The organism is Ruminococcus sporogenes, assembly GCF_054655175.1.
Map to the genome: position 1 here is coordinate 538,461 of NZ_BAAHOA010000001.1, position 22,461 is coordinate 560,921.

20 protein-coding genes are annotated in these 22,461 nt (G+C 41.6%); 18 read left to right on the plus strand and 2 right to left on the minus strand.

Annotated elements, in window-relative coordinates:
• Positions 1 to 22: 22 nt before the first annotated feature.
• Together ACYQ0N_RS02910 and recJ are read right to left on the minus strand one after the other, a co-directional pair.
• A complete protein-coding gene (locus ACYQ0N_RS02910) occupies positions 23 to 2,206 on the minus strand; it encodes a RelA/SpoT family protein (protein WP_177532180.1) in 2,184 nt (727 codons plus the stop codon).
• The gene (gene recJ, locus ACYQ0N_RS02915) at positions 2,203 to 4,236 is read right to left on the minus strand and encodes a single-stranded-DNA-specific exonuclease RecJ (protein ID WP_460161811.1); all 2,034 of its coding nucleotides are present in this window, start codon (positions 4,234 to 4,236) and stop codon (positions 2,203 to 2,205) included. Before recJ ends, ACYQ0N_RS02910 begins: the two co-directional genes overlap by 4 nt.
• A 175-nt stretch (positions 4,237 to 4,411) precedes the next feature.
• Here recJ and ACYQ0N_RS02920 point away from each other — a divergent pair, with 175 nt between their 5' ends.
• From ACYQ0N_RS02920 to fliN, 18 genes are all read left to right on the plus strand, one after another.
• Entirely contained in the window at positions 4,412 to 7,882 is a 3,471-nt protein-coding gene (locus ACYQ0N_RS02920; RefSeq protein ID WP_460161812.1) for a DEAD/DEAH box helicase, read from the plus strand.
• A 129-nt stretch (positions 7,883 to 8,011) separates the two neighbouring features.
• Entirely contained in the window at positions 8,012 to 8,371 is a 360-nt protein-coding gene (locus ACYQ0N_RS02925) for a flagellar basal body rod protein FlgB (RefSeq protein ID WP_460161813.1), read from the plus strand.
• A 33-nt stretch (positions 8,372 to 8,404) separates the two neighbouring features.
• The gene (gene flgC, locus ACYQ0N_RS02930) at positions 8,405 to 8,833 is read left to right on the plus strand and encodes a flagellar basal body rod protein FlgC (RefSeq protein WP_177532176.1); all 429 of its coding nucleotides are present in this window, start codon (positions 8,405 to 8,407) and stop codon (positions 8,831 to 8,833) included.
• Between the two features lie 53 nt (positions 8,834 to 8,886).
• A complete protein-coding gene (fliE, locus tag ACYQ0N_RS02935; protein WP_460161814.1) occupies positions 8,887 to 9,195 on the plus strand; it encodes a flagellar hook-basal body complex protein FliE in 309 nt (102 codons plus the stop codon).
• Positions 9,196 to 9,229: 34 nt separating this feature from the next.
• Positions 9,230 to 10,843, plus strand: coding sequence for a flagellar basal-body MS-ring/collar protein FliF (fliF, locus tag ACYQ0N_RS02940; protein WP_460161815.1), 1,614 nt, complete (start codon positions 9,230 to 9,232; stop codon positions 10,841 to 10,843).
• Entirely contained in the window at positions 10,843 to 11,868 is a 1,026-nt protein-coding gene (gene fliG / locus ACYQ0N_RS02945; protein WP_460161816.1) for a flagellar motor switch protein FliG, read from the plus strand. The genes fliF and fliG overlap by 1 nt, the downstream gene beginning before the upstream one ends.
• Positions 11,861 to 12,676 carry a FliH/SctL family protein gene (locus ACYQ0N_RS02950; protein ID WP_177532172.1) on the plus strand — a complete coding sequence of 272 codons (816 nt, stop codon included), beginning with the start codon at positions 11,861 to 11,863 and terminating at the stop codon, positions 12,674 to 12,676. Before fliG ends, ACYQ0N_RS02950 begins: the two co-directional genes overlap by 8 nt.
• Positions 12,677 to 12,710: 34 nt before the next feature.
• Positions 12,711 to 13,982, plus strand: coding sequence for a flagellar protein export ATPase FliI (gene fliI, locus ACYQ0N_RS02955; RefSeq protein ID WP_177532203.1), 1,272 nt, complete (start codon positions 12,711 to 12,713; stop codon positions 13,980 to 13,982).
• A gap of 18 nt (positions 13,983 to 14,000) precedes the next feature.
• On the plus strand, positions 14,001 to 14,447 hold the full coding sequence (locus ACYQ0N_RS02960) for a flagellar FliJ family protein (RefSeq protein ID WP_177532171.1): 447 nt from the start codon (positions 14,001 to 14,003) through the stop codon (positions 14,445 to 14,447).
• Between the two features lie 31 nt (positions 14,448 to 14,478).
• Positions 14,479 to 15,675: a flagellar hook-length control protein FliK gene (locus ACYQ0N_RS02965; RefSeq protein ID WP_460161817.1), complete on the plus strand. Its 1,197-nt coding sequence runs from the start codon at positions 14,479 to 14,481 to the stop codon at positions 15,673 to 15,675.
• Between the two features lie 14 nt (positions 15,676 to 15,689).
• Positions 15,690 to 16,190: a flagellar hook capping FlgD N-terminal domain-containing protein gene (locus ACYQ0N_RS02970; RefSeq protein ID WP_460161818.1), complete on the plus strand. Its 501-nt coding sequence runs from the start codon at positions 15,690 to 15,692 to the stop codon at positions 16,188 to 16,190.
• Positions 16,191 to 16,230: 40 nt separating this feature from the next.
• Positions 16,231 to 16,620: a TIGR02530 family flagellar biosynthesis protein gene (locus tag ACYQ0N_RS02975; RefSeq protein WP_177532168.1), complete on the plus strand. Its 390-nt coding sequence runs from the start codon at positions 16,231 to 16,233 to the stop codon at positions 16,618 to 16,620.
• 87 nt (positions 16,621 to 16,707) lie between these two features.
• Entirely contained in the window at positions 16,708 to 18,282 is a 1,575-nt protein-coding gene (locus ACYQ0N_RS02980; RefSeq protein ID WP_177532167.1) for a flagellar hook-basal body complex protein, read from the plus strand.
• Between the two features lie 77 nt (positions 18,283 to 18,359).
• Positions 18,360 to 18,542: a flagellar FlbD family protein gene (locus ACYQ0N_RS02985; protein WP_460161819.1), complete on the plus strand. Its 183-nt coding sequence runs from the start codon at positions 18,360 to 18,362 to the stop codon at positions 18,540 to 18,542.
• Between the two features lie 59 nt (positions 18,543 to 18,601).
• Positions 18,602 to 19,408: a motility protein A gene (locus ACYQ0N_RS02990; protein WP_460161820.1), complete on the plus strand. Its 807-nt coding sequence runs from the start codon at positions 18,602 to 18,604 to the stop codon at positions 19,406 to 19,408.
• 25 nt (positions 19,409 to 19,433) lie between these two features.
• Positions 19,434 to 20,327 (plus strand): flagellar motor protein MotB, encoded by an 894-nt coding sequence (locus ACYQ0N_RS02995; protein ID WP_177532166.1) that lies wholly within the window; start codon positions 19,434 to 19,436, stop codon positions 20,325 to 20,327.
• Between the two features lie 24 nt (positions 20,328 to 20,351).
• Positions 20,352 to 21,368 carry a flagellar motor switch protein FliM gene (locus ACYQ0N_RS03000; protein ID WP_177532165.1) on the plus strand — a complete coding sequence of 339 codons (1,017 nt, stop codon included), beginning with the start codon at positions 20,352 to 20,354 and terminating at the stop codon, positions 21,366 to 21,368.
• Between the two features lie 20 nt (positions 21,369 to 21,388).
• A complete protein-coding gene (gene fliN, locus ACYQ0N_RS03005; RefSeq protein ID WP_460161821.1) occupies positions 21,389 to 22,444 on the plus strand; it encodes a flagellar motor switch protein FliN in 1,056 nt (351 codons plus the stop codon).
• Positions 22,445 to 22,461: the final 17 nt, after the last annotated feature.

Here is a 22,461-nt window from a genome sequence, read left to right on the forward strand (position 1 = left end):
CGTCCTTTAAGGACGCCTTTTTTTATATTTTTGCTCTTTCCACTGAAATAACGTCTTTTACTCTTCTTAATTTATCAAACAGCCCCTTTAGCTGCTCGATGTTTGCTATTGTAATAGTAGCTTCAAAAAGAGCGTTACCGTTTTTCAGATTACGAGACGACGAGTGAAGGATAGGAATCCTGGCTTCTGTGAGGATTGCTGTAATATCATAAACAAGTCCTACGCGGTCAAGCGCTATTACCTCTATGCTTGTTTGCAGGCTTGCCTGTTCGCTATCAGTCCATTGAACGTCCATCCATCTTGCAAGCTCTTCCTCGTCGTCTCTTTTTAGGGCGGCAATGTAATTGGTGCACCCGGTTGTATGAACCGATATTCCGTGTCCTCTGGTAATAAATCCGACGATTTCATCTCCCGGAAGCGGATTGCAGCACTGTGCAAATTTTACAGTACAATCGTCAATTTTATCAAGTATTATGCTGCTTTGTTTTCTGACTGGCTTTATTACGGATTTTTCAGGCTCTTCCTCTTTTTGGTAAAGTTTTTGGTATTTATCCCTGAGCCTCGGAAGGATTTTTGAAAGCGTTGTACCGCCGTAGCCTATGGAAGCGTAAAAATCCTCAATAGTATTACAGTTATGACGTTTAAGATCGTCCGCAAGGAATTCCTCAAGCTCTCCTTCAGGTATTCTTATTCTGAAATGCTTGAATTCTCTTTCAAGCTCAGCTTTGCCAGTCTGTATATTTTCATCACGCCGTTCTTTTTTAAACCATGATCGGATCTTTGATTTCGCCTCGTTGGTTTTGGCAATGGAAAGCCATGCTCTGTTAGGGCCCTTGTCCGGATCGCTGCTCGTTATTATTTCACATATCTCTCCGGTCTGAAGCTTGTAATCTAAGGGAACGATTTTTCCGTCAACTTTTGCCGCGACCGTCTTGTGACCGATCTGAGTATGAATTTTATAGGCGTAATCAATGACTGTGGAATCGATCGGCAGTGAGATGGAATCTCCCTTTGGCGTCATTACGACGATATCCTCCGGAGCAAGATCGGTTTTTATAATACGGACTATTTCTTCCACATCATCAGAAGTCTGCTGGGCCTCTATTACCTGCCTTATCCAGGCCAGCCTCTGTTCCATTTTTGTGTCGTTGCGGCTTATGCCCTGCTTGTATTTCCAGTGGGCTGCGATACCGTATTCGGCGGTTGCATGCATTTCCCACGTTCTTATCTGTATTTCAAAGGGAATACCCTCTTTGCCCAGTACCGTAGTATGCAGCGATTGGTACATATTTGCTTTCGGAGTCGATATATAATCCTTGAATCGGTTTGGGATAGGCCTGTACATATCGTGGACGAGTCCTAAAACATTATAGCATTCGCCGACGGTCGATACAATTATTCTGACAGCATATTTATCGTATATTTCCTCTATGGATTTATGATGTACGAACATTTTCTTATATATGCTGTAAATACTTTTAACGCGTCCGTCGATCTGAGGAGGTTTGATAAATTTCTGATCTTTGAAGCGGGAGGCAATCGTTTCCTTTATGCTGTTTATAAATGCTTCGCGCTCGCTTTTCTTTATTTCGAGAATATGCTCTATTTCGGAATATGCAAAAGGATCGAGATAATGGAAGGAAAGATCTTCAAGCTCTTCTTTGATTCCTCTCATTCCAAGGCGGTGTGCGATAGGCGCATAAATGTTCATTGTTTCATGCGCTGTGTTACGCTGTTTTACTCCCGGGCGGAATTCAAGCGTTCTCATATTATGAAGCCTGTCGGCAAGCTTTATTATAATTACTCGTATATCCTGCGACATTGCAAGCATCATTTTTCTGACGTTTTCCGCCTGCTGCTCCTCTTTGTTGAACATGGGAACCTGATTCAGCTTGGTTACGCCGTCTACAAGCATTGCGACATCCTGCCCAAAGCGTTTTTTTACTTCCTCAAGCGTTGTATGAGTATCTTCAACGACATCATGGAGCATTGCGGCGCATATTGTGTCGGTGTCCATTCCCAGCTCGAGAAGGATATATGAAACGGCGAGCGGATGTATGATGTAAGGCTGACCTGAGGAACGCTTTTGTCCCTCATGAGCCTTTGAAGCAAACTCATAAGCGGTTATTATTTTACTTAAATCATATTGCTTGTCGTCGGTAAGTATTTTTTGGATAAGCATATCAATAGTATATTCGTCGTTCATACCGTTACCTCCTTATTGCATTTTTCCTTAAGATCCTTTAAAATTAATGAATTTTCCAGATCAGCCTTTGGCGCGCCCTTCACCGCTCTTATTTCCTGTGAAAACGGATCGAGACGGACTAATCCCAGCTCTCTGAAAATATCAATGCATATCATCATTTTGCAGTAATTCAGATCCGGAATAAAGGACATATAAAGCGTATCGGTACAGAATTTTCCCGATACGATTTTTTTATATACGGGAATCAGCTCATTTCTGTCGGGACATATTTTTTCATAATAGGAAATCGGCAGCTTTTCATGCCGGCGGTATTTTTCATATGCGTCCTTTGCGGCAAAATATTTTCTTTGCTCAAGACCGCTTTTCCTGTAATCCTTTAAAATTATACTGACGGATTCCTTGCCTGCAAATGTTTGTGCCTCCATTGTAAACATTATGTCTATACGGTCGCCGGCTTTGATAAAAAGCTCGTTGGGAGATTGACGGAAAAGGAGGGCGTCAAATCTTTTTCCCGCGCAGACAAGGCGCAGCTTGGTATGTAATCCCTTGGACAACGGCACGATTTCTTGAACTGAGGTTCCTCCCATGGCGAATACAGGCTGTCTGCTGCCTTCTCCGAAAGGCTCAAGAATCTTTAGCCCTTTTACGTTATCAATCGTTATTTCGGACGGTAATATAAGTTTATCGGCAGTAATATCCGGAAGCGGCATAAAATCAAATATATCTCCGGCGTATTTTTGAAGTCTTTCTGTAAATTCCGGAATCTTTGAGGTTTCTATCGAAAAGCCTCCTGCTCCGGGATGTCCGCCGTACTTTATCAGCAGATCTTCGCAGTATTGAAGCGCTCCGAAAATCGAGAAGCCTCCGAAGGATCGGGCGGAGCCTCTTGAAATTTCTCCCTCCCGCGTAATTATAAAACAGGGCTTATCGAAACGTTCAAGAATCCTTGAAGCTACTATTCCTATGATTCCGTGATGCCAGCCTTCTCCGCTTAGTACCAGAACTCTTTCAATGAGCAGATCAGGATTATGATTTACCGAATCACTGATATTTTGTATAATGGAATTTTCTTCCTTTTTTCTTTGGGTATTCAATTCCTCAAGCTCGTCTGCAAAGAGAGCCGCCTCGTTTTCGTCGTCGGTAAGGAGAAGCCTTGCGGCAGTCAGAGGAGATCCAAAGCGTCCTGAGGCGTTGATCCTAGGAACCAATCCGAAAGCAGCGGCCGTTGCAGTTATAGGAAATTTTATTCCGCTTTTGGAGATCAATGCGTTTATACCTGTTCGTTCTGAATTTTCAAGAAGCTTCAAACCGTATTTTACAATAAGTCTATTTTCTCCTGTAAGGGAAACTACGTCTGCTATTGTTGCAAGAGCCGCAAGCTCTCCGTATTCGTTAAGCGCTGTATCATATCCGCCGCCTTCTGCCGCTGCTATCAGTTTCAGGACGACTCCGGCTCCGCATAGGTATTTGAAGGGAGAGGCGCAGTCCTTTCTGTGAGGATTGACTATCGCTTCTGCTTTCGGCAGCGTTTCTCCCGGCTGATGATGATCTGTGATTATAAGCTTCATGCCGAGTTCGTAAATAAGCTCCGCTTCATTATGGGCGGATATTCCGTTGTCCACAGTTATAATAAGCTCCGCTCCCTGCTCATGCATTTTTCGTACAGCGCTTTCATTTAATCCGTAGCCGTCGTTTCTTTCAGGGATCATGTAAAAGACGTTAGCTCCCATACACTCCAAATATGAAAAAAGCATTGCTGTAGAAGCTATGCCGTCGCAGTCGTAGTCTCCGAAAACGCATATACAGGTGAAATTTTCCACTGCGGTATTGATAAGCTGAGCCGCCTCGCGCATATCCTTTAAAAGGAAAGGATCCGAAAGGCTGTCGGCGTTAAAATGCTCCGCGGCTTCGGCAGGCGAGCTGATACCTCTGGCCGCAAGCACGTCTGCGCACAACGGAGTTACAGAGCATTCCGCTTCAAGCTTCTTGGATATTTGTTTATCGGGTTTTTTAACCACCCATTTTTTCATCGGACACCATTCCCGTCAATTTGATATTTTAAATATATTATAACATTGTTGCAGAGAAATTACAAGGATAAATACCGAGTATGTATCCGGTTATGGTTCATATTATTGATTATTGTAAAATGTATGATTTTATGCTATAATAAATTACTGATTATTGCTTTGGGAGGCAAAGAGGATGGAAGTTAAAGGTCTTAGACTTGAATTTGAAGCGTCGCCGCGCGCTGTTGACGAGCTTAAAGCGATTTTTTCAGATATGAAATGCTCCAAGTACGAGCTGCCTCTTTTGCTTATTCCGGAAAGCCGTGAATTTATATCAGATATTTCTATCGTAGACGAATTGGTGTGGATCAATATTATTTGCCGGGATATTTCTGTTTTGCTGAAGGGAAAGCTTGACGGAAAAACCTTTTCCTGCCGTAGCGTTTCTAGAGGATCGGTAACAAACGGTAAGCGAATAGCCGTAAGCTTTGTGCATAAAGCCGGAGGAAAATTATTTCATATTAGTCCGGAATTGAAAAAAAGACTGGATATGTGGTATGAATATATAGATATACTTATGAAAAAGGCACGGGAAAATATATACTTTTTCCGGTTTGAAGAAGTAACCGGCGAATGCGGCGGATTGTTTTTTATCCATGTAAGCGGATATGATGAAATCGGCGAAATAAAGAATCTGAGTATCGGAGCTGTGGATAACAGCAATGAACCGTCCTATTCCTTCGGTAAGGTAGAAAGATTTGAAAAAGGAACGCTTTACGTCAGGACCGATAGACTTCCCGGCAGTCTTGTAAGCGGACAAACCAAATTGGCCGTTTTTGACGCCGCCGCTTTGATTACCTGCAAAAGAATGAAAACGGGACTTGATAAATTGTGCAGGGGGGAGGCGGTAAACAAGCGGCTTACTGAATTTCTTTTTGATCCGTCAAGGGCCAATATGGAAAGAGGAGACAATATTTCCCTTCAGCCGGAAGATCTGCTTATGAAAAATATGAATATCGAACAGCTTTCAGCAGTGGAGGGAGCGCTCAACGCGGAGGATCTTTATCTTATACAAGGCCCTCCCGGAACAGGAAAGACTACGGTAATTGCGGAAATATGCTATCAGAATGCTGTAAGAGGACTTAAAACGCTTGTTGTATCGCAATCCAATCTTGCGGTTGACAACGCTATATCAAGAGTAATGAATCACAATGACGTAAGAGTGCTCCGTAAGGGAGATTCTTCAAGGGTTGAAGACGAGGGACTTCCCTTTGTTGAGGATAACGTTGTCCGCACATGGATAGGATGCGTTTCTGAATCGGCAGGTAAAATGGCTCTTGATTTAAATAACCGGCTTAATAAGCTTAAAAAGGAAAAAAGCAGACTTCCGGACGTTTTGAACGCCGCTGAGGAAGCTGCGGCAAATTACAGGATTAGGAACGACCTTGAAACGCAGGCTTTTTTTTATAAAAACGTACTTGAGGAGGCAGATTCAAAAAGAGATGTCTTTCTTGAGCTTGTAGGGGCCGCCTATGAAAAGGAGGATATAGAGGACGCTTTCGCAGCCAGAAAATTTTATCCTTCCGATTTCAGAGTTCCGAATAATATTTATAATGAAATATCGCTGAAATTTGCAGATATTGAATCCGATGTAAAAAAAATCCGCGAGCTGGAAGACGAGCTTGAATTTTTCAGCGAGTATACCTCGAAATTTACGCGTCAGTTCGCATTTATTAAAAAGCATACGTCCAAAAGAAGAATGGAGAATACGGCGTACGAGGGAGTTTTTTATTATGCTGACAGGGATATTACCATCAATCTTTACAGGGAAGGAGAAAGAATAATTAAATCCATTCCCTTTGGAATGAAATCGCTGTTTTTCCGCCCTAAATGGGGGAAAGTAGCGGCAATTTATTATAGACGCGCTGAAAATCTTATGATGAGTATTCAGCTTAAAACCATAAAGCTGGCTGACAGAATATATTCTATAAAAAATAACGAAGAATACCGTTTTAATACAGACGCTTTCCGTTTGAGCCTTGACGCATTATGCGAGGACTTTGATTCTCAGTATTTTTCTGTGAAGATTAAGTATAACGACGTTTTGAAGGAACTGCGCGGCGCTATCAGGGAACATGAATATTCCGTTAATTTATTCAGCGAACAGATTTCGGATAAATTCTATGCTAATGCGCTTGACGGTGTATGCGCTGAAAATCCTCCGTTAGATGAAATAGAAAATTCCGTTAATCTTTATTACGCCAATTTAGCGTCCCGCTATATTAAATGGCAAAAGCTTTTATCAGAATGGAGGAACAGAATAAACGGCGAAGGCGTCAGCTACAGCGCGTTGAAACAGCTTTATATAGATAACGCAAACGTTATAGGCATAACCTGTATACAAAGCGGCACGGCGGATTTTGAAAACAATTATCCGTCGTTTGACGTTGTAATAATAGACGAATCCAGCAAAAGCACGCCTCCGGACATTATACTTCCTATGCTTAAGGGAAAGAAAATAGTTCTTGTAGGGGATCATAAGCAGCTTCCTCCGTATATTGACAGTAAGGCCTATGACGAAACGGGCGCTGAAGATTCGGACGACAGAATTCATAGCCTGATGAAAATTAGCCTTTTTGAAGAACTTTATGAATCGGCGCCTGACGGTATGAAGACTATGCTTTTCCGGCAGTACCGTATGCACAGGGATATAGCCGGACTTATAAACCGCTTTTATATCAACACAGACGCAGGAAGGCTTGAGTCTCCGTCTGTGGAACCTAAGGATCACGGCTGCCGATGCAACGATATCGGGACCGATAATCATGTTATATGGTATGTAACTGAAAACAGGGAACATTATTTTGAAGCAAGGCGGAATAAAAGCTATTACAATATATATGAAGCCGAATATATAAAAAGAATATTATTTATGATTAATCAAAATCTTCTGCAAAGCGGCAGCAGACGCAGCGTAGGGGTTATAACATTTTATGACGCGCAGGTAAAGCTGCTTGAGGATAAGCTCATAGGAAGCGGTTTTTTCGGCGGATTGTCCAATATAGATCTGCGTATTGGTTCGGTGGACCGTTTTCAGGGAATGGAGGAGGATATTGTAATTATCAGCTTTGTCAGAAATAATAATTTACATAATATAGGCTTTGCGAAAGATTGCCGAAGAATAAACGTAGCGCTTTCAAGAGCCAAACAGCTTCTTGTTATTGTCGGCTGTCCTGAAAACTTTACGGGCTCGAAAGACGAGGAGGCAAGGGAAATGTTTACGGATATTTATTCGCATGTAAAGAAGCTGAATGGAATAAGAAATCCCGCAAATCTTCCTGAAGCGTCTGTTACGGCGAAGTATGATAAAGAATACAGAGAAACAGCAGATTTTCAGGCGTCGGTATTCGGCGATGAACCGGCAGAAGAATCTGCGGACGGGATCAATATACTGGATTATTTTATTTTAAAAGCCGCTTACGAATTTAAGGGAAACCGCCTTACTGTAGGAAATATTTCAAACGTATTGTGCATTGCCCAGATATTTGTCAAAAGCAGAATTTCATTTCTTGTAGCTCAGGGATATATATCCTGTGTCCGCGGAGTAGTAAATATTCTTGACGAGGGCGAAAAAGCAGTTCAAAGTTTAAATAATAGTTTTAGTTGAAATATGTAATAATATAAAGTAAAAAAAGGAAAAATAAATTTTTAGTTGATTTTTAAACGGATTTAATGTATAATAAAAGAAATATAAAAAGTGTAAATTAATTTAATATTTTAACGGAGGTTTGGTAATATGTATCTGGATTCACTGGCTTTCAAAGCGATGGAAAGCGGCTTGAAGCAGCTTAATATCAAACAGCAGATTCATACACAGAATATAGCAAATATTGACACGCCTGATTACAAATATAAATATGTTACTTTTGAAAATACTCTTGATGAAAAGATTGACGGCGGAAGAAAATATAATTTCAGGGCGAAGGTTTCGGAGGTTGAGGATACGGAAGTACTTGTAGACGGAAACAATGTCGACGTTGATAAGGAGAATCTGGAACTCTACAGCACATATCTTCAGTCGTCCGCCATTATAAGAAAAATGAATTCGTCTATCGCGGATCTTCGGTATGTTCTGACAAACACCAATTTCAGATAAAATTAAATGCAAAAGCATGAAAGGAAAATTTTTATGGCTTTTTTAAATTCTATTAATATTGTAGGCTCCGCGCTTACCGCCGAACGTTTCAAAACAAATATTATTTTACAGAATATAGCAAATCAGACTACTACCAGAACTGAAAGCGGCGAGCCTTACAGAAGAAAGCAGGTAGTATTCCAGACAAGAACGCAATCCTTCGACGAAACACTTAATAACGTTATGGGCGGAGGGGTAAGGGTTGCGGAGGTAGTTGAAAGTCAGGAGGACTTTAATCCTGTCTATGACCCTGACAATCCGGACGCGGACGAGGAAGGATATGTTTATTACCCGAATGTGAATAATACGGAGGAGCAGGTCGATCTGATGGAAGCTTCAAGGGTTTACGAGGCTAATGTCAGCGCGCTTTCAGTCGTTAAAGCTATGGCTTCTAAAGCGCTTGAAATCGGCAGAAATGTATAATATAAAAAATTATTAAAATATGCCGGATTTTACGGCGGAACGGAGAATAGCTTATGTTTATAGTGCCGTTTACCTCAATGCCTTCTATTGAGGCTTTGAATACTATTGATAAAATTGACCGGACAGAAGAAAACGACGGTTCCGGTTCTTTCGGAGATATACTTAAGCAGAAAATTCAGAGCGTCAAGGATCTTGAGATGCAGTCGCTTCAGAGCGCTTATGATATATCGACAGGAGCGTCGAGCGATATTGAGTCTGCAATGATCGACGCTACAAAGGCTTCTACCGCGATTGAAACTACTGTTCAGCTTACAACAAGAGCGGTGAACGCGTATAAGGAAATCATGTCTATGCAGGTTTGATTTTAAAAAATAATACGGGAAGTTTGGTTTGTAAATGAAGGAAAAATTCAATTCAGTAAAGGAAAAGCTTAAAACTGTTTGGGGAGGACTTGCAAAGGCTGCAAAGATACTTATTATTTCAGCGCTGATCGTTATTATTGTCGGTTCGGTAGGGCTTACGGTTTTTCTGAATAAGAAATCGTCTTCCGATTGGATAGTCTTGTTTCCTGATATGTCTCAGGAGGAATCCACCGAGGTTTACTTGGAGCTTCAGAACAGAGGCGTTGATACGAAAATAAATTCAGACGGCGAAATTGAAGTCAAGCGCGGAGAATGGGATAGTCTTGTATTTGAAATGGCGGAGCTGGGATATCCTCAGTCGGCGCCGTCGTATGGTACTTTTTTTGACAATCTTGGCATGACTATGACGGAATTTGAAAAAAAACAGACGCTTAGATTTGAGCTTCAGGATAGATTGCAGACAACACTTAAAAGGATAGACGGCGTTGTCGGAGCTATTGTAACTATAAATGTTCCGGAAAAGGACGGTTATGCATGGACTGAATCTAGTGACAAGGCTTCCGCCAGCGTTACCCTGACGTTATCAAACAGCGCGGGATTTACTCCTGCAAACGTATCGGCAGTTAAAAAGCTCGTTGCTTACAGCGCGCAGAAAATGGAGCCTGAGGACGTAACGGTAATTGACAGTACAAGCGGCAGAGAGCTTCAGTCTCAGGAAGAGGCAGACGCTGTCGCGAGTAATACGGTCGATATGGAAACCAAAATGGAATATACAAATACGTTTAAGAGCATGTACGAGGCGAATGCAAAGGAAATACTCCAGAATATTTATCCTGAGGGCGTCGACGCCGTAGCGGCCGTTGAGCTTGACTATGATAAGATCGTAGAGGAACGACGCGAACTGCTGACTGATGAAAATGGCGAAAGTGTAAAGAGCAAGGAGCATGTTTCATACGATACTGAAAACACGCCTGTGGACGAGGGAGGAGTAACCGGAGAGGAAAATAATTCCGATATTCCGAATTATCAAAACAATGCTGAGGACGAACTCAACAGCGATAATACCCCGCATTACGACAGAGAAACGGAATGGATAGATCCGGGCTATGTGCTTACCCAGACTGAAAAAGAGCAGGGCGTTGTAAAGTCCGCTACAATTTCTGTTGTAGTAACAACTGAAAACGCTTATCTTTCAAGAGACGAGAGAAACGCGGTAATACAGCTTGTTAAAAATGCAACAAATATAAACGAGGAAAATATTTCAGTTTACAGCCGCGAAAGCGGTAAGCTGCCGGTTGCAGCGGGAGATGAAAGTATTACCTCAAAGCTGGGGCTGGATACTAAAAAGCTTATTATTCTGCTTGGCCTTTGCGGATTCGTATTTTTGGCGGTGGCTCTTATAGTTATATTTATGATTATAAGAAGTATGAAGAAAAAAATGAAAAGGCAGCAGGAGGAGAATGACGCTACTATTCAGGGGCTACAGAACACCATTGATGAAAATAACAGAAAAACCCTTGAGGAAGCAGCCGAGGAGCATAATAAAGCGGAAAAAGCGGCTGAGATAGAAGTTAAGGAATTTGCAAAGAATAATCCGGAAATAGCTGCGGCTCTTATTCGTTCTATGTTAAAGGAGCGTGGTGAATAATGGCGAACGCTACGTCAAAGCAGCAGCCGAAAATAACTCCGGCAACAAAGGTTGCAGCAATTATTATTGCTTTGGGCGCCGATAGCGCTTCGGAAGTATACAAATATCTGAGGGATGAGGAAATTGAAGAGATAACAAGTGAAATATCCCGTATAGATCTTCTTTCCTCTGATGACATGAAAGAAATCATCGACGATTTCTATGATATGTGCATAACCCAGAAGGTGGTAACGGAGGGCGGAGAAACTTACGCCAAGGAGGTTCTTGAAAAGGCATTCGGAGCACAGCGATCAGCATATCTTATGGAACAGATAGTGAAATCCGGAAAAGTAAGAGCGTTCGAGGTTGTCAGAAAGGTTGATTATAAGAATCTGTTAATGCTTTTGCAGAATGAGCATCCTCAGACTATTGCTATCGTTTTGTCCTATGCAAGGGCCGATCAGGCTTCATCTATTATATCGGAGCTTCTCCGCGAGATACAGCTTGATGTGATTAAAAGAATATCAAATCTTGACAGAGCTTCGCCTGAAATAATTGGTATAGTTGAATCTGTCCTTGATAAAAAATTATCCGCCGTAACCTCCGTTGACGTTATGGAAATGGGCGGTATCAACTATATTGCTGAGATTATGAACCGTGTTGACAGAAAAACTGAAAAGTACATATTCGAGGAATTATCCGACGAAGATCCTGTTCTGGCTGAGGATATTAAAAAGCTTATGTTTGTATTTGAGGATATTATTTATCTTGACAATATGGAAATACAGACCTTTATCAGAGAAGTTGATACAAAGGATCTCACAGTCGCCCTGAAGGCGGCCTCAGAAGAAGTGACAAACGTTATATTCAACAATATGTCGCAAAGACAGCGTGAAACTATTCAAACAGATATGCAGTATCTGCATAATGTTCGTATGCGCGACGTTGAGGAAGCTCAGCAGAAAATTGTTTCTGTTATCAGACGGCTTGAGGAATCCGGCGATATTGTTATTTCCAAGGGCGGAGAGGATGAGATAATTGCGTAAAGTCTTTAAGCCCGAAAATGTTGTGAAAAAAGAAAAAACCGTAAAAATTCCCGATGTGGAATTTATTAACGATACGACTGCTCAAGCAGATGATTCTGAGGGGAAAACAGTACTGACAGAAGAGGTTTACAATAAAATTCTGGAAAAGGTGCTAAATGATAATTCCGGAGAGATAGGCAGACGCAGACTTAAAGCCGCTCATGAGCGAGATGTTATTATACATAATGCAAGGCTGGAAGCACAGAAGATTTTAAGCGAAGCAGAAGAGGAAAAGAGCCGTATTTTAGAAGAGGCCAGAGCGGAATCTGAACAGCTTAAAACGAACGCCTATGGAGAGGGACTTAGAAAGGGAATATCCGAAAAATCAGAGCTTATTGAAAATCTCTCACAATATCTGTCCCAAAGTATCGAGCAATTGAAGCGGGATGAATACGAATATTTCGAGGAGTATGCCGTACAGCTTAAATATATTGCGGTAGAAATAGCTGAAAAAATTATTTATCAGAAGATAAGCGATGACGATATGACTATGTATAAGCTTGTAAAGAATGCTGTCAGGTCAGTCAGAGACGTTCCATGGGTAAAGGCGGAGGTTTCGGAGCAGCTTTCCGGATATGCTGATTCTCTTGAAAAGGAACTGTGCGAGGGCGGTCAGAATGTGGAAATATCAATTAACGAGGACGCTCCGACCGACGAATGTATTATTAATACGTCGGAAGGTATTATTGTAGCGTCAGTTTCGGCTCAGCTTGAGAACCTAAAGGATTATATTTGCAGACAGGATAAAGGTGAGGAAAATGAAATTTGACCTTGACCATTCAAATCTATGTCGTGGAATACGAATGAACTCTTTTTATAAAACCTACGGCAAGATAGAACAGATTGTAGGAATGACTGTTGAGGCCTCAGGAATAAACTGTAATATTGGAGATGTCTGCAAAATTTCTGTAAAACCCGGTAAAAAGTATGTAACCGCCGAGGTTGTGGGCTTTAAGGACGGCAAAGTAATGCTGATGCCCTATTCTGATATGGACGGTATAGGATATGGCAGCTTTGTAGAAAATACCGGTGAGAAGCTTATGATTAACGTAAGCAACAGTCTTATAGGACGAACGGTTGACGCCCTTGGAGAGCCTCTTGACGGAAAGGAAGCTTTAAGCGGCGGAACGCTTTACAGTATAAACGGAATGCGTTCTAATCCGCTTGAAAGACCTCCTATCGCTAAACCGCTTGAATTCGGCGTTAAAGCTATCGACGGCATGCTTACCATAGGAAAGGGCCAGAGAATGGGTATTTTTGCCGGAAGCGGCGTTGGCAAAAGTACGCTTATGGGTATGATTGCACGCAATATAAAAGCTGATGTTAATGTGATTGCTCTTGTGGGAGAGCGCGGAAGAGAGGTTATGGAGTTTATCGACCGTGATCTTGGACCTGAGGGCGTAAAGCGTTCCGTTCTTGTTGTCGCGACGTCTGATCAGCCGGCTCTCATGAGATCAAAATGCGCCTTGACGGCGACGACTATAGCTGAATATTTTAAGGATCAGGGCAAGGATGTGCTTCTGATGATGGATTCCCTTACCAGATACTGTATGGCTGAGCGTGAAATCGGACTCAGCATCGGAGAGCCTCCGGTTGCAAGAGGATATACTCCGTCGATATACGCTTCGCTTCCTAAGCTTCTGGAGCGCTGCGGAAATTTTAAAACAGGTTCTATTACCGGAATATTTACGGTTCTTGTGGAGGGCGACGATTCAAATGAGCCGGTTTCGGACACTGTCAGAGGAATTATAGACGGACATATAATGCTGTCAAGAAAAATTGCAATGAAAAATCATTATCCTGCAATTGATATAACTGCAAGCATAAGCCGTCTTATGTCGGAGATAGTGTCGGGAGAGCATAAAGCGAACGCTTCTAAGATAAGAAAGATCATGTCGCTTTATCAGGAAAATGCCGATTTGATTTCTATAGGAGCTTATAAAACCGGAAGCAATCCGGAGCTTGACGACGCGATCGGACGTATGCCTGCAATCAATGAGTTTTTGCAGCAGCCGGTAGACGTTAAAGTAGAATTTTCTGACACCGTGGATATGATTAATGAAATTCTTATATGATAAATGCGGAGGCAGATTATGAAAAAATTTGTCTTTTCTATGCAGAAAATGCGCGATTATAAAAAGCAGATTTTGGAATCAGAAAAAAATGTTCTGCTTGGACTAAGACGCGAAAAGCTGGCTTATGAAGAAAAAATGAATATGCTTGAGCAGACTATGACGGATTTAAGAAATAGCTCTAATCACGACATAACCAGCGGAACTACCGCTGCAAAGCTTATGTTTTACAGCATGCAAATGGACGGTGTAAAGCGTGAGCAGACGCAGGTCAGATATCAGATAAATCTGACGGATATGAAAATAGAAAAACAGCGCAGAAACGTCGTGAGGCTTTCGCAGGAGGTCTCAGGTCTTGACAAGCTGGAGGATCAGCAGCTTGAGGAATATAAAAAGCTTCTTGCTAAGGAAAATGAAACCTCCGTTGAAGAATTTTTATCGTTTAAAATGTCTTCAGACGGCGCATGAAAGCCTAATCAGCGAAAGGAGGTGAGTTAAAATGGAAACAGCACAGATTGTTCAGAGTCTAAGACAGCAGGAAATTCAGCAAAACGGAATTTCTTCAGGTATAAGTCGAATGCTTGGATCCGGATTTTCATTTTCAGATATTATACTGACGATGCTTTCAAATACCGGTTCAGGCGGAGACTTGCAGAATGAAAAAGCTATACCTTCACAATACGGAGAAATTATAGACATATTGTCCGAAAATTTGATGTCGGGAGAGACGCAGTTTCCTGTTATACCACAGGAAAACGAAGATATAGATTTAAAAAATTCTGATTTTTTCGGAAATCTTATTTCTGTTGATCCGAGTCAGCTATCAGGTTTACTCGGTTTTGTCATGACGGGCAGCGATACGCTCCGAAACAGCGGACAATTAAGCGCGCTTTATGAGGAAATGCCCGTAAAGCCAAACGGATTAAATGCTGACGGAATCGCGGCGTCCGAGCTTATTAATGAATACATTGAAAGCGGTGAGCTTGAGATCATCGGATATAAGTCCGGCAGTGAGGGAGGAGCCGAAGCGTTTGCCGGCAAGGATTCAGCGTCAGATAGTCAGGATGAAAGCGGATTGCTGGATTTTTACAGAACCATGCAAAATGCAAAGGAAGCTGTTCCTGCCGTAAAGGATTCTGAAAAGACGAAATCGTCGGGGATAGGCGCGATGCAAAATGATGCGCAAGGTCTTGATATAAGATTTGACAGAATAACGTCAGATATCAGAATGAAAACTGAATTTGAAGCTCCTGAAAAGCAACTGCTAAAGGGCGTGGAGGAAAACCTTAAAAACGGAAAAAGCGAGTTTACCGTTAAGCTAAAACCTGAGGGGCTTGGGGAAATTATAGTAAGGCTTGTTCAAAATGACGGCGGAAAAATGCTGATGAGCATGACGGCGTCAAGCGCAAAAACTGCCGAGCTTTTAAACAGCAATCTTTCTTCTTTGCAGAGCTCTCTTAATCAGCATAATGTGGAAATAGTGAATCCTTCAGATATGATTAAGAATGCAGTAGCGCCCGCAGCTCCGTCATTTGAACAGTATTATGGTCAAAACAGCGGTAATCAACCGCAGAACGAACAATTCTATAATCAAAATAAAGGGTACATAATTTACGGCAGGACTGACAGCGCTGACGTATTTGAGGAAAAGGCTTCTGCGCCCGTCGGACGTGAGGGTCTTGATATTATTATATAGAAAGGAATGATCATATGCCGGTAAACGGAGTAGATTCAGACAGAAACTATTCTTCTATAATAAACGGCGGCGGTACTTCCGGTAAGGTATATAACGCCGTATTCAGCGACGATGATAGTAGTGATTTATCAGTAAATGACTTTTTTAACATGATGATAACTCAGCTTACGAATCAGGATTTTATGAATCCGGTTGACGATACGCAATACCTCGCACAGATGGCTCAGTTTGCCACTATGCAGGAAATGATGGATCTGTGTAAGTATTCAAAGCAGAATTATGTAATGTCTATACTCGGTAAAGAAGTAACCGTCAGCAAGAATAAGATAGGAGGAGCTTCCGAGGCAATTACAGGAATTGCGGAAAAAATTCTTATTGAAAACGGGGAGTATAAGGTCTATGTCGATGGTAAGCCCTATGATTTCAGCAAAATAACCCAGATATCCGCTGAACCGTCCGGCAAGGAAGTCGACGGCTCAGAAGAGGTCGGATCCGAAGAAAAGGCGGACGGCTGATAGAATTATATCGTATCTAATGGAAAGGAGTCTGTTAGCTATGAATCAAATTGATTTAAAAAGAATATCTACGCCGATAACGACAGGTATTCCGCATAAATCCCCGCAGGATGTTGCCGATTCTGTTTCGGTAAGAAGCTTTAAGGCGATTTTACAGGATAAACTGGACAGCTCCAGCGGTGTGAATTTTTCCAGGCACGCGATGAACCGCGTTATGGAGCGAAATATTGATTTATCGGATGAAAACATTGAAAGACTTAACGAGGGCGTTAAGCTGGCGGGTGAAAAAGGACTTGACGATACCCTGATATTGCTGGATAATGCCGCGTTTATAGTAAGTGTGAAAAACAATACTGTAATTACTACGGTCAATAAGGAAGAAATGACCGGAAACGTATTTACAAACATAGACGGAACCGTAGTTATATAAAGCCGGACCTTTAAAGGAAGCTTTGTGCGCCCGACCGACTGAAGGCGCATGCTATGGTCCCGTATGTAAAGGGAGGATTTTTGAATCATGGTTAGATCGTTATATTCAGGCGTTGCCGGTATGGTTACGCATCAATCAAAGATGGACGTAATTGGTAACAATATTTCAAACGTAAGCACATACGGATATAAATCTTCAAGAGCAACGTTCAGGGACGTTTATTATCAGACCAGTTCCTCGGCTTCTGCCGCTACCGCTACAAGCGGAGGTACTAATCCGACGCAGATAGGTTACGGTGCAAAGCTTGGAAGCGTTGACGTAAATCATTCGCAGTCTGTAATGTCCACTACCGGATATACTCTTGACGTAGCTATTGCGGGTGAGGGGTATCTTCAGGTAATGGACGCCGACGGAAATATTTTTTATACGAAAGCCGGTATGCTTGATATTGACGCAGAAGGAAATGTTGTCGACGTGAACGGAAATTTTGTTCTCGGCGTTTCGGGGGATCCGACCGGTAAGCCGGCTTCCTCTAATAAGATCAAGATTTCGCTGCCTTATGAAAGCGCTGCGGCGGCTCAGACCTCTGATACGATCAACGGCAATATTTATACAATAAACGCTTCCAATGAAAACGAATACGGCAATGTAAATATAGTCTTTGCCTCAAGCTCAAATATGCCTTTGGGCCAAAAAGCTTCCGCAGTAATAACAAGCTCTTCAATCGTTGTAACGCTTAATTCCAACGAATCGTTCAGCAGTCTTGCAGAGCTTAATCTTGAAATGAATAATGCGATAACGGCGGCTAACGGCGGTCAGAAGCACCAGGCGGGAGATTTTACAATTAATATGAGCGATCCTTCAGCATTTTCCGGCTCGCTTACCGGCGCGGAAATCGTTAATCCTGATTTCGGAGTAAAATCGGGTACCATATCTCTTCCTGATAATATATCGCAGTATTTCAGTATAAAGTCCGTAGGAGACGAATTCAGCGGACAGGGCGCCGCCAGCGTAAGCTTTGTGCTTAACAACGACGACAGCTTTACTATCACAATGGGCGCTTATACTGCAACTATTACTGCTGAACAGATGTCTAAGGCAGGTACTGTCGTTATGAAGAATAACGGCTCCTCTACAGATTCATTTGTTCTGTCTTATCCTAATCTTGATACAGTAAAAACGTACGGCATTGATTCTATGACAGGCACTGCAAATCTTACTCCCAGCGAGCCTTCGGCAAATCTTGGACTCGGACAGGGAAACTTTATGCTTTCAGGAGGAACGGAGGGAGGAGAACAGACTGTTGCCGATCTTACCGGAATAGCTATTGACGACAAGGGCATTATTTCAGCTACTCATCCTACGTTCGGTCTTATGGAAATAGGAAGAATAGACCTTGCAACGTTTGCGAACCCTGCGGGATTAAGCCAGGTAGGAGATACTTATTTTGCCGAGTCTCAGAATTCGGGTCAGCCTATACTCGCCGTTGCCGGAACGGACGGAACCGGAGATATTCTCGGCGGAACGCTTGAAACTTCAAATGTAGATCTTGCTCATGAAATGGCGGATATGATAACGACTCAAAGAGGCTTTCAGGCGTGTTCAAGGCTTATAACAGTATCTGATACTATGCTTGAGGAACTGATTAATTTAAAGAGGTAATTTGATTTTACAATTCCGGACGATTATATCGTCCGGAATTGTAAATAAATATAAAGGAGAAAACGGATATTCCGTTAATGACTGATATGATTATTCTAACAAAACTCAACGGGCAGAAATTTGCCTTAAATAACCGCCTTATTGAAACAATTCAGGAGAATCCTGATACTACGATTAAGCTTTCCAACGGAAATGTATATATAGTAGAAGAGCCGATGGAAACTGTTTTAAATATGATAACAATGTATGAAAAGAAATAAGTAAAGCCTTTTCATATTTTATATATTAATGACTCCATATTAGAAAGGGACGTATAATTATGGATTTTTTATCATTTCTCGGGTTGATAGTTGGCTTTGGATGTATTATTATATCAATACTTATGGGAGAAACGCCTGACGGAGCATTTGAATTAGTACCGGCACAGCTTCAGGGTTTTTTTGATCTGCCTTCAATAATGATAGTTTTCGGCGGAACTATTGCCGCTCTTATGGTTTCGTTTCCTCTTAAAGCTTTTGCAAAAATTCCGAAGCACCTGAAAATTATTTTCTTTCCTAAAAAATACAATCCGCAGCAATATATAGAACAGATTGTTTATTTTGCTAAGGAGGCAAGAATTAACGGTCTGCTTGCGCTTGAGGATAAGCTTTCGGAAACAAAGGACAAGTTTCTTAAAAATTCTATTTTGCTTGTTGTAGATTCAATTGAGCCGGAAAAGGTGAGATCGCTTCTCAACAGAGAGCTTGAATATTTGGAAGAACGTCATGTGCAGGATACCGCGTTTTATTATAAGGGCTCGGAATATGCGCCTGCGTTTGGTATGATAGGCACGCTTATCGGACTTATTAACCTTTTGGCCAACCTTGAGGACACGGCTACCCTTACTAAAAATATGGCGGTAGCTCTTGTTACTACTTTCTATGGAGTTATACTGGCAAATCTTATTTTCAAGCCTATTGCAAATAAGCTTAAGGCAAGGCACGAAGAAGAGTATCTTTGCAAAATGATTATCAGCGAGGGCGTTCAGGCTATTCAGGACGGAGATAATCCCAACTTTATTCAGGAAAAGCTTACAAGACTTCTTCCGGCATATTCATTGAAGGGTGATCTTAAAAACTCTAAATAATACAAATTAACAGGGGGAAAACGGTATGGCAAAGAAGAATAATGACGAAAGCGGCGGAAACTGGATGGATACATACGGCGATATGGTTACTCTTCTGCTGACATTCTTTGTTATGCTTTACAGTATGTCGTCCGTACAGGAGGATAAATGGGCTATGCTTGTCCGCGCGTTCAATATACACGGCGACGAGGTTGTCGATCAAATTGTTTTCGGATATTCGTCTCAGTCCGACGGAACGGAGCCGTTTCAGAATACCGGAAATGCGGGTACGATGGGACCTCAGCAAAACAGTCTTGTCAATTCCGAATTGGACGAGCTTTTTATTAATATTCAGCAGTATGTTGAAGATCACAATATGCAGGAAAGTATAAGCGTGAAGCAGGGGGACGACAGCAAGCAGGGGACGGGTTCCGACTCCTCGGATTCAACTGAAAAGCCTTACAGCCAAGACGGCGACAAATCTAAGAACATATATATTCAGTTCAATAATAACGTATTGTTTATGCCTGACGAGGCTGTATTGCGGGACGACAGCTATGAAGTCATGGAATTTCTGGGCGAGTGCCTGCAAAAGGTTGAGCCTGATATAGCTTTGATTATAATTAAGGGACATACGGCTATAAGTCCTACATCTGTAGTCGATTCGCGCCTGCTTTCGTCAGACCGTGCCAGCACTATTTCAAATTACCTTGAAAATAAATATGAAATACCGTCTACAAAGCTCTATCCCATAGGCTTATCGGGAGATTATCCCATTGCTACCAACGAGAATGAAGAGGGAAGAAGCAAAAACAGGCGTGTTGAAATTGTTATTATAGGAAAAAACAGCGATCTTGCTAAAAGCGGTGAATTACTTAGAATTCTCGGCGCCTCGTTTGATACCGGCGTAGCCGATATCGAGAATATTTCAGGCGATTAATTTTATCAGTCAGGGAGTAAGCTAATGAGCAGAAATACCAGTAAACAAAAATCCGGAAATTTAGATGCGGCTCAATATTATAATTTTCCTTTAAGCTCAGACGGCGGCGAGGATAAAAGAATAAAGGATTATGATTTTAAAAAGCCTAAAAAATTCACAAAGGAGCATTTAAGAGGTCTTAATACTGTAAATGAAAATATTATAAGGATATTTGCGTCTAATATATCAAGTATGCTAAGAGCATTTTGTGAAATTGATATGCTTAAAATGGAAGAATGCCGTTATATGGAATATCTCAATATGCTTCCGGATAAGACTTTTATCGGACTTATCAATATGAGCGTAGACGATCAGAATCTTAACGACTGTACAGCTATAATACATTTTCCGTCCTCTGTTAACTTTTTTCTTATCGATATTCTCTTAGGAGGCGACGGACACGGATATAAGCTGAACAGGGGGTATACTGAAATAGAAATCGCAATTCTCGAAAACTTCTACGGAAAGCTAACGCAGTACTTTGCAGAATCATGGAAAAGTCTGGTCAACGTAAAATGCGAGCTTTCAGGAAATGAAACAAACCCAAGACTCGCACAGTTTATTTCGCTGGACGATTCGGTAATAGTTTTGTCATTTCAAATAAAAATTCGCGATATAGTAGATAAATTCAGCTTTTGTATTCCGTCTATAAATCTTGATGAGATTTTAAGAACTACTCTTTCAAAATTCTCCAAAAATACTGTTAAGCAGGAAGATGAGAAGGAAAACTTAAGACGTGAGGCAATTGGAAATTCACTGAGAGACTCAACTATGGAGCTTACGGCGGTTCTTGATAATATTATGCTGGATATGCATGATATTATCAGTCTGGAGGTTTCCGATGTTATTCCGCTTAAACGAAAAATAGATGAAAATATTATTCTGACAGTTGAGGGCGAGCCTAAGTTTACCGCTAAGCTGGGCGACAGGAAAATAAAGAAATCGGTTAAAATCTGCGATATTGCTAAAGATGCGGATATAAATGAATTTAATAATATATGAGCTTTGAAGGGAGTTAATAAATGAAAAACAATGCTAAAATTGAGGATTCTATACTTGAAGGATTTGAAGAACTGCTGACGATAGGACTTAATTCCTCTTCTGAAATTTTATCTAAGCTTTTGAATAACGATGTTGAATTGAAAGCTGAGGAAATCGTATCTGAAAAAATAGACGGACTTGAATCCTTTGGCGTTGAAGCGGGAGTAGTAGTAGCTCTTAATTTATCAGGAGCGTTAAACGGAAAGACGGCGATTGTTATTCAGAATAACTATGCTAAAGGTATTCTGAATATTCTTATGAATTCTGACGACGATAATGAGGATTCCGACGACGATATAGACGAAATTTCCATGGGAACCTTTAAGGAACTGGTGGGGCAGATGGCTTCTGCTTTTTCCGGGTCTCTTACCAGTTTTTTCGGGGCGGAGGTTAAAATAGAGGCGGAAAATATTTATGATCTTTCCGAGGAATGCGACGAAATAGCTGAGATATTTGGATGCGGCTCCGACGTTAAGGTTTATAGCATAATAAGTAAGTTTTCCGTAGGGGACGAATTAAGCGGCAGTTTTAATATAGAAGTAGATTATGACACCTTTAATTTTACTTCCGGAAAGCTTAATATGATACCGGAAAACGAGGATGAAAGTATGTTTCTCAATGCTATTGCCGGAGGAAACAATCCAATGGATCTGAAGGCGGTCGCGGAAGCGAGAAAGGCGGGAAAGCCGGTTTCTGTGGTAAAGGATTCCATCAGTGTACAGTCCGCGCAATTCCCGAATTTTTCAAATCAAGGCAGCATAGGCGGTATATCGCTTCTTCAGGGAAATATGGATTTGCTTATGGACGTTCCTCTTAGCGTAACAGTTGAGATTGGTAAAACACGCAGGAAAATGCGCGACATTATGGAGTTTACGCAGGGCACGGTTATTGACCTGGAAAAGCAGGCCGGAGCTCCGGTGGATATTGTTGTGAACGGTCAGCTAATCGCCAGGGGAGACGTTGTGGTTATCGACGATAATTTCGGCGTCAGAATAACTGAAATTGTAGGAAACAATGGGTTTGTGTCAAAGGAATAAAATAGTTTTTTAAGACT

Coding starts and splice junctions, on each gene's coding strand:
- ACYQ0N_RS02910 (WP_177532180.1), bottom strand. CDS start 2,206: ATGAACGACGAATATACTATTGATATGCTTATCCAAAAAATACTTACC.
- recJ (WP_460161811.1), bottom strand. CDS start 4,236: ATGAAAAAATGGGTGGTTAAAAAACCCGATAAACAAATATCCAAGAAG.
- ACYQ0N_RS02920 (WP_460161812.1), top strand. CDS start 4,412: ATGGAAGTTAAAGGTCTTAGACTTGAATTTGAAGCGTCGCCGCGCGCT.
- ACYQ0N_RS02925 (WP_460161813.1), top strand. CDS start 8,012: ATGTATCTGGATTCACTGGCTTTCAAAGCGATGGAAAGCGGCTTGAAG.
- flgC (WP_177532176.1), top strand. CDS start 8,405: ATGGCTTTTTTAAATTCTATTAATATTGTAGGCTCCGCGCTTACCGCC.
- fliE (WP_460161814.1), top strand. CDS start 8,887: ATGTTTATAGTGCCGTTTACCTCAATGCCTTCTATTGAGGCTTTGAAT.
- fliF (WP_460161815.1), top strand. CDS start 9,230: ATGAAGGAAAAATTCAATTCAGTAAAGGAAAAGCTTAAAACTGTTTGG.
- fliG (WP_460161816.1), top strand. CDS start 10,843: ATGGCGAACGCTACGTCAAAGCAGCAGCCGAAAATAACTCCGGCAACA.
- fliI (WP_177532203.1), top strand. CDS start 12,711: ATGAACTCTTTTTATAAAACCTACGGCAAGATAGAACAGATTGTAGGA.
- ACYQ0N_RS02960 (WP_177532171.1), top strand. CDS start 14,001: ATGAAAAAATTTGTCTTTTCTATGCAGAAAATGCGCGATTATAAAAAG.
- ACYQ0N_RS02965 (WP_460161817.1), top strand. CDS start 14,479: ATGGAAACAGCACAGATTGTTCAGAGTCTAAGACAGCAGGAAATTCAG.
- ACYQ0N_RS02970 (WP_460161818.1), top strand. CDS start 15,690: ATGCCGGTAAACGGAGTAGATTCAGACAGAAACTATTCTTCTATAATA.
- ACYQ0N_RS02975 (WP_177532168.1), top strand. CDS start 16,231: ATGAATCAAATTGATTTAAAAAGAATATCTACGCCGATAACGACAGGT.
- ACYQ0N_RS02980 (WP_177532167.1), top strand. CDS start 16,708: ATGGTTAGATCGTTATATTCAGGCGTTGCCGGTATGGTTACGCATCAA.
- ACYQ0N_RS02985 (WP_460161819.1), top strand. CDS start 18,360: ATGACTGATATGATTATTCTAACAAAACTCAACGGGCAGAAATTTGCC.
- ACYQ0N_RS02990 (WP_460161820.1), top strand. CDS start 18,602: ATGGATTTTTTATCATTTCTCGGGTTGATAGTTGGCTTTGGATGTATT.
- ACYQ0N_RS02995 (WP_177532166.1), top strand. CDS start 19,434: ATGGCAAAGAAGAATAATGACGAAAGCGGCGGAAACTGGATGGATACA.
- ACYQ0N_RS03000 (WP_177532165.1), top strand. CDS start 20,352: ATGAGCAGAAATACCAGTAAACAAAAATCCGGAAATTTAGATGCGGCT.
- fliN (WP_460161821.1), top strand. CDS start 21,389: ATGAAAAACAATGCTAAAATTGAGGATTCTATACTTGAAGGATTTGAA.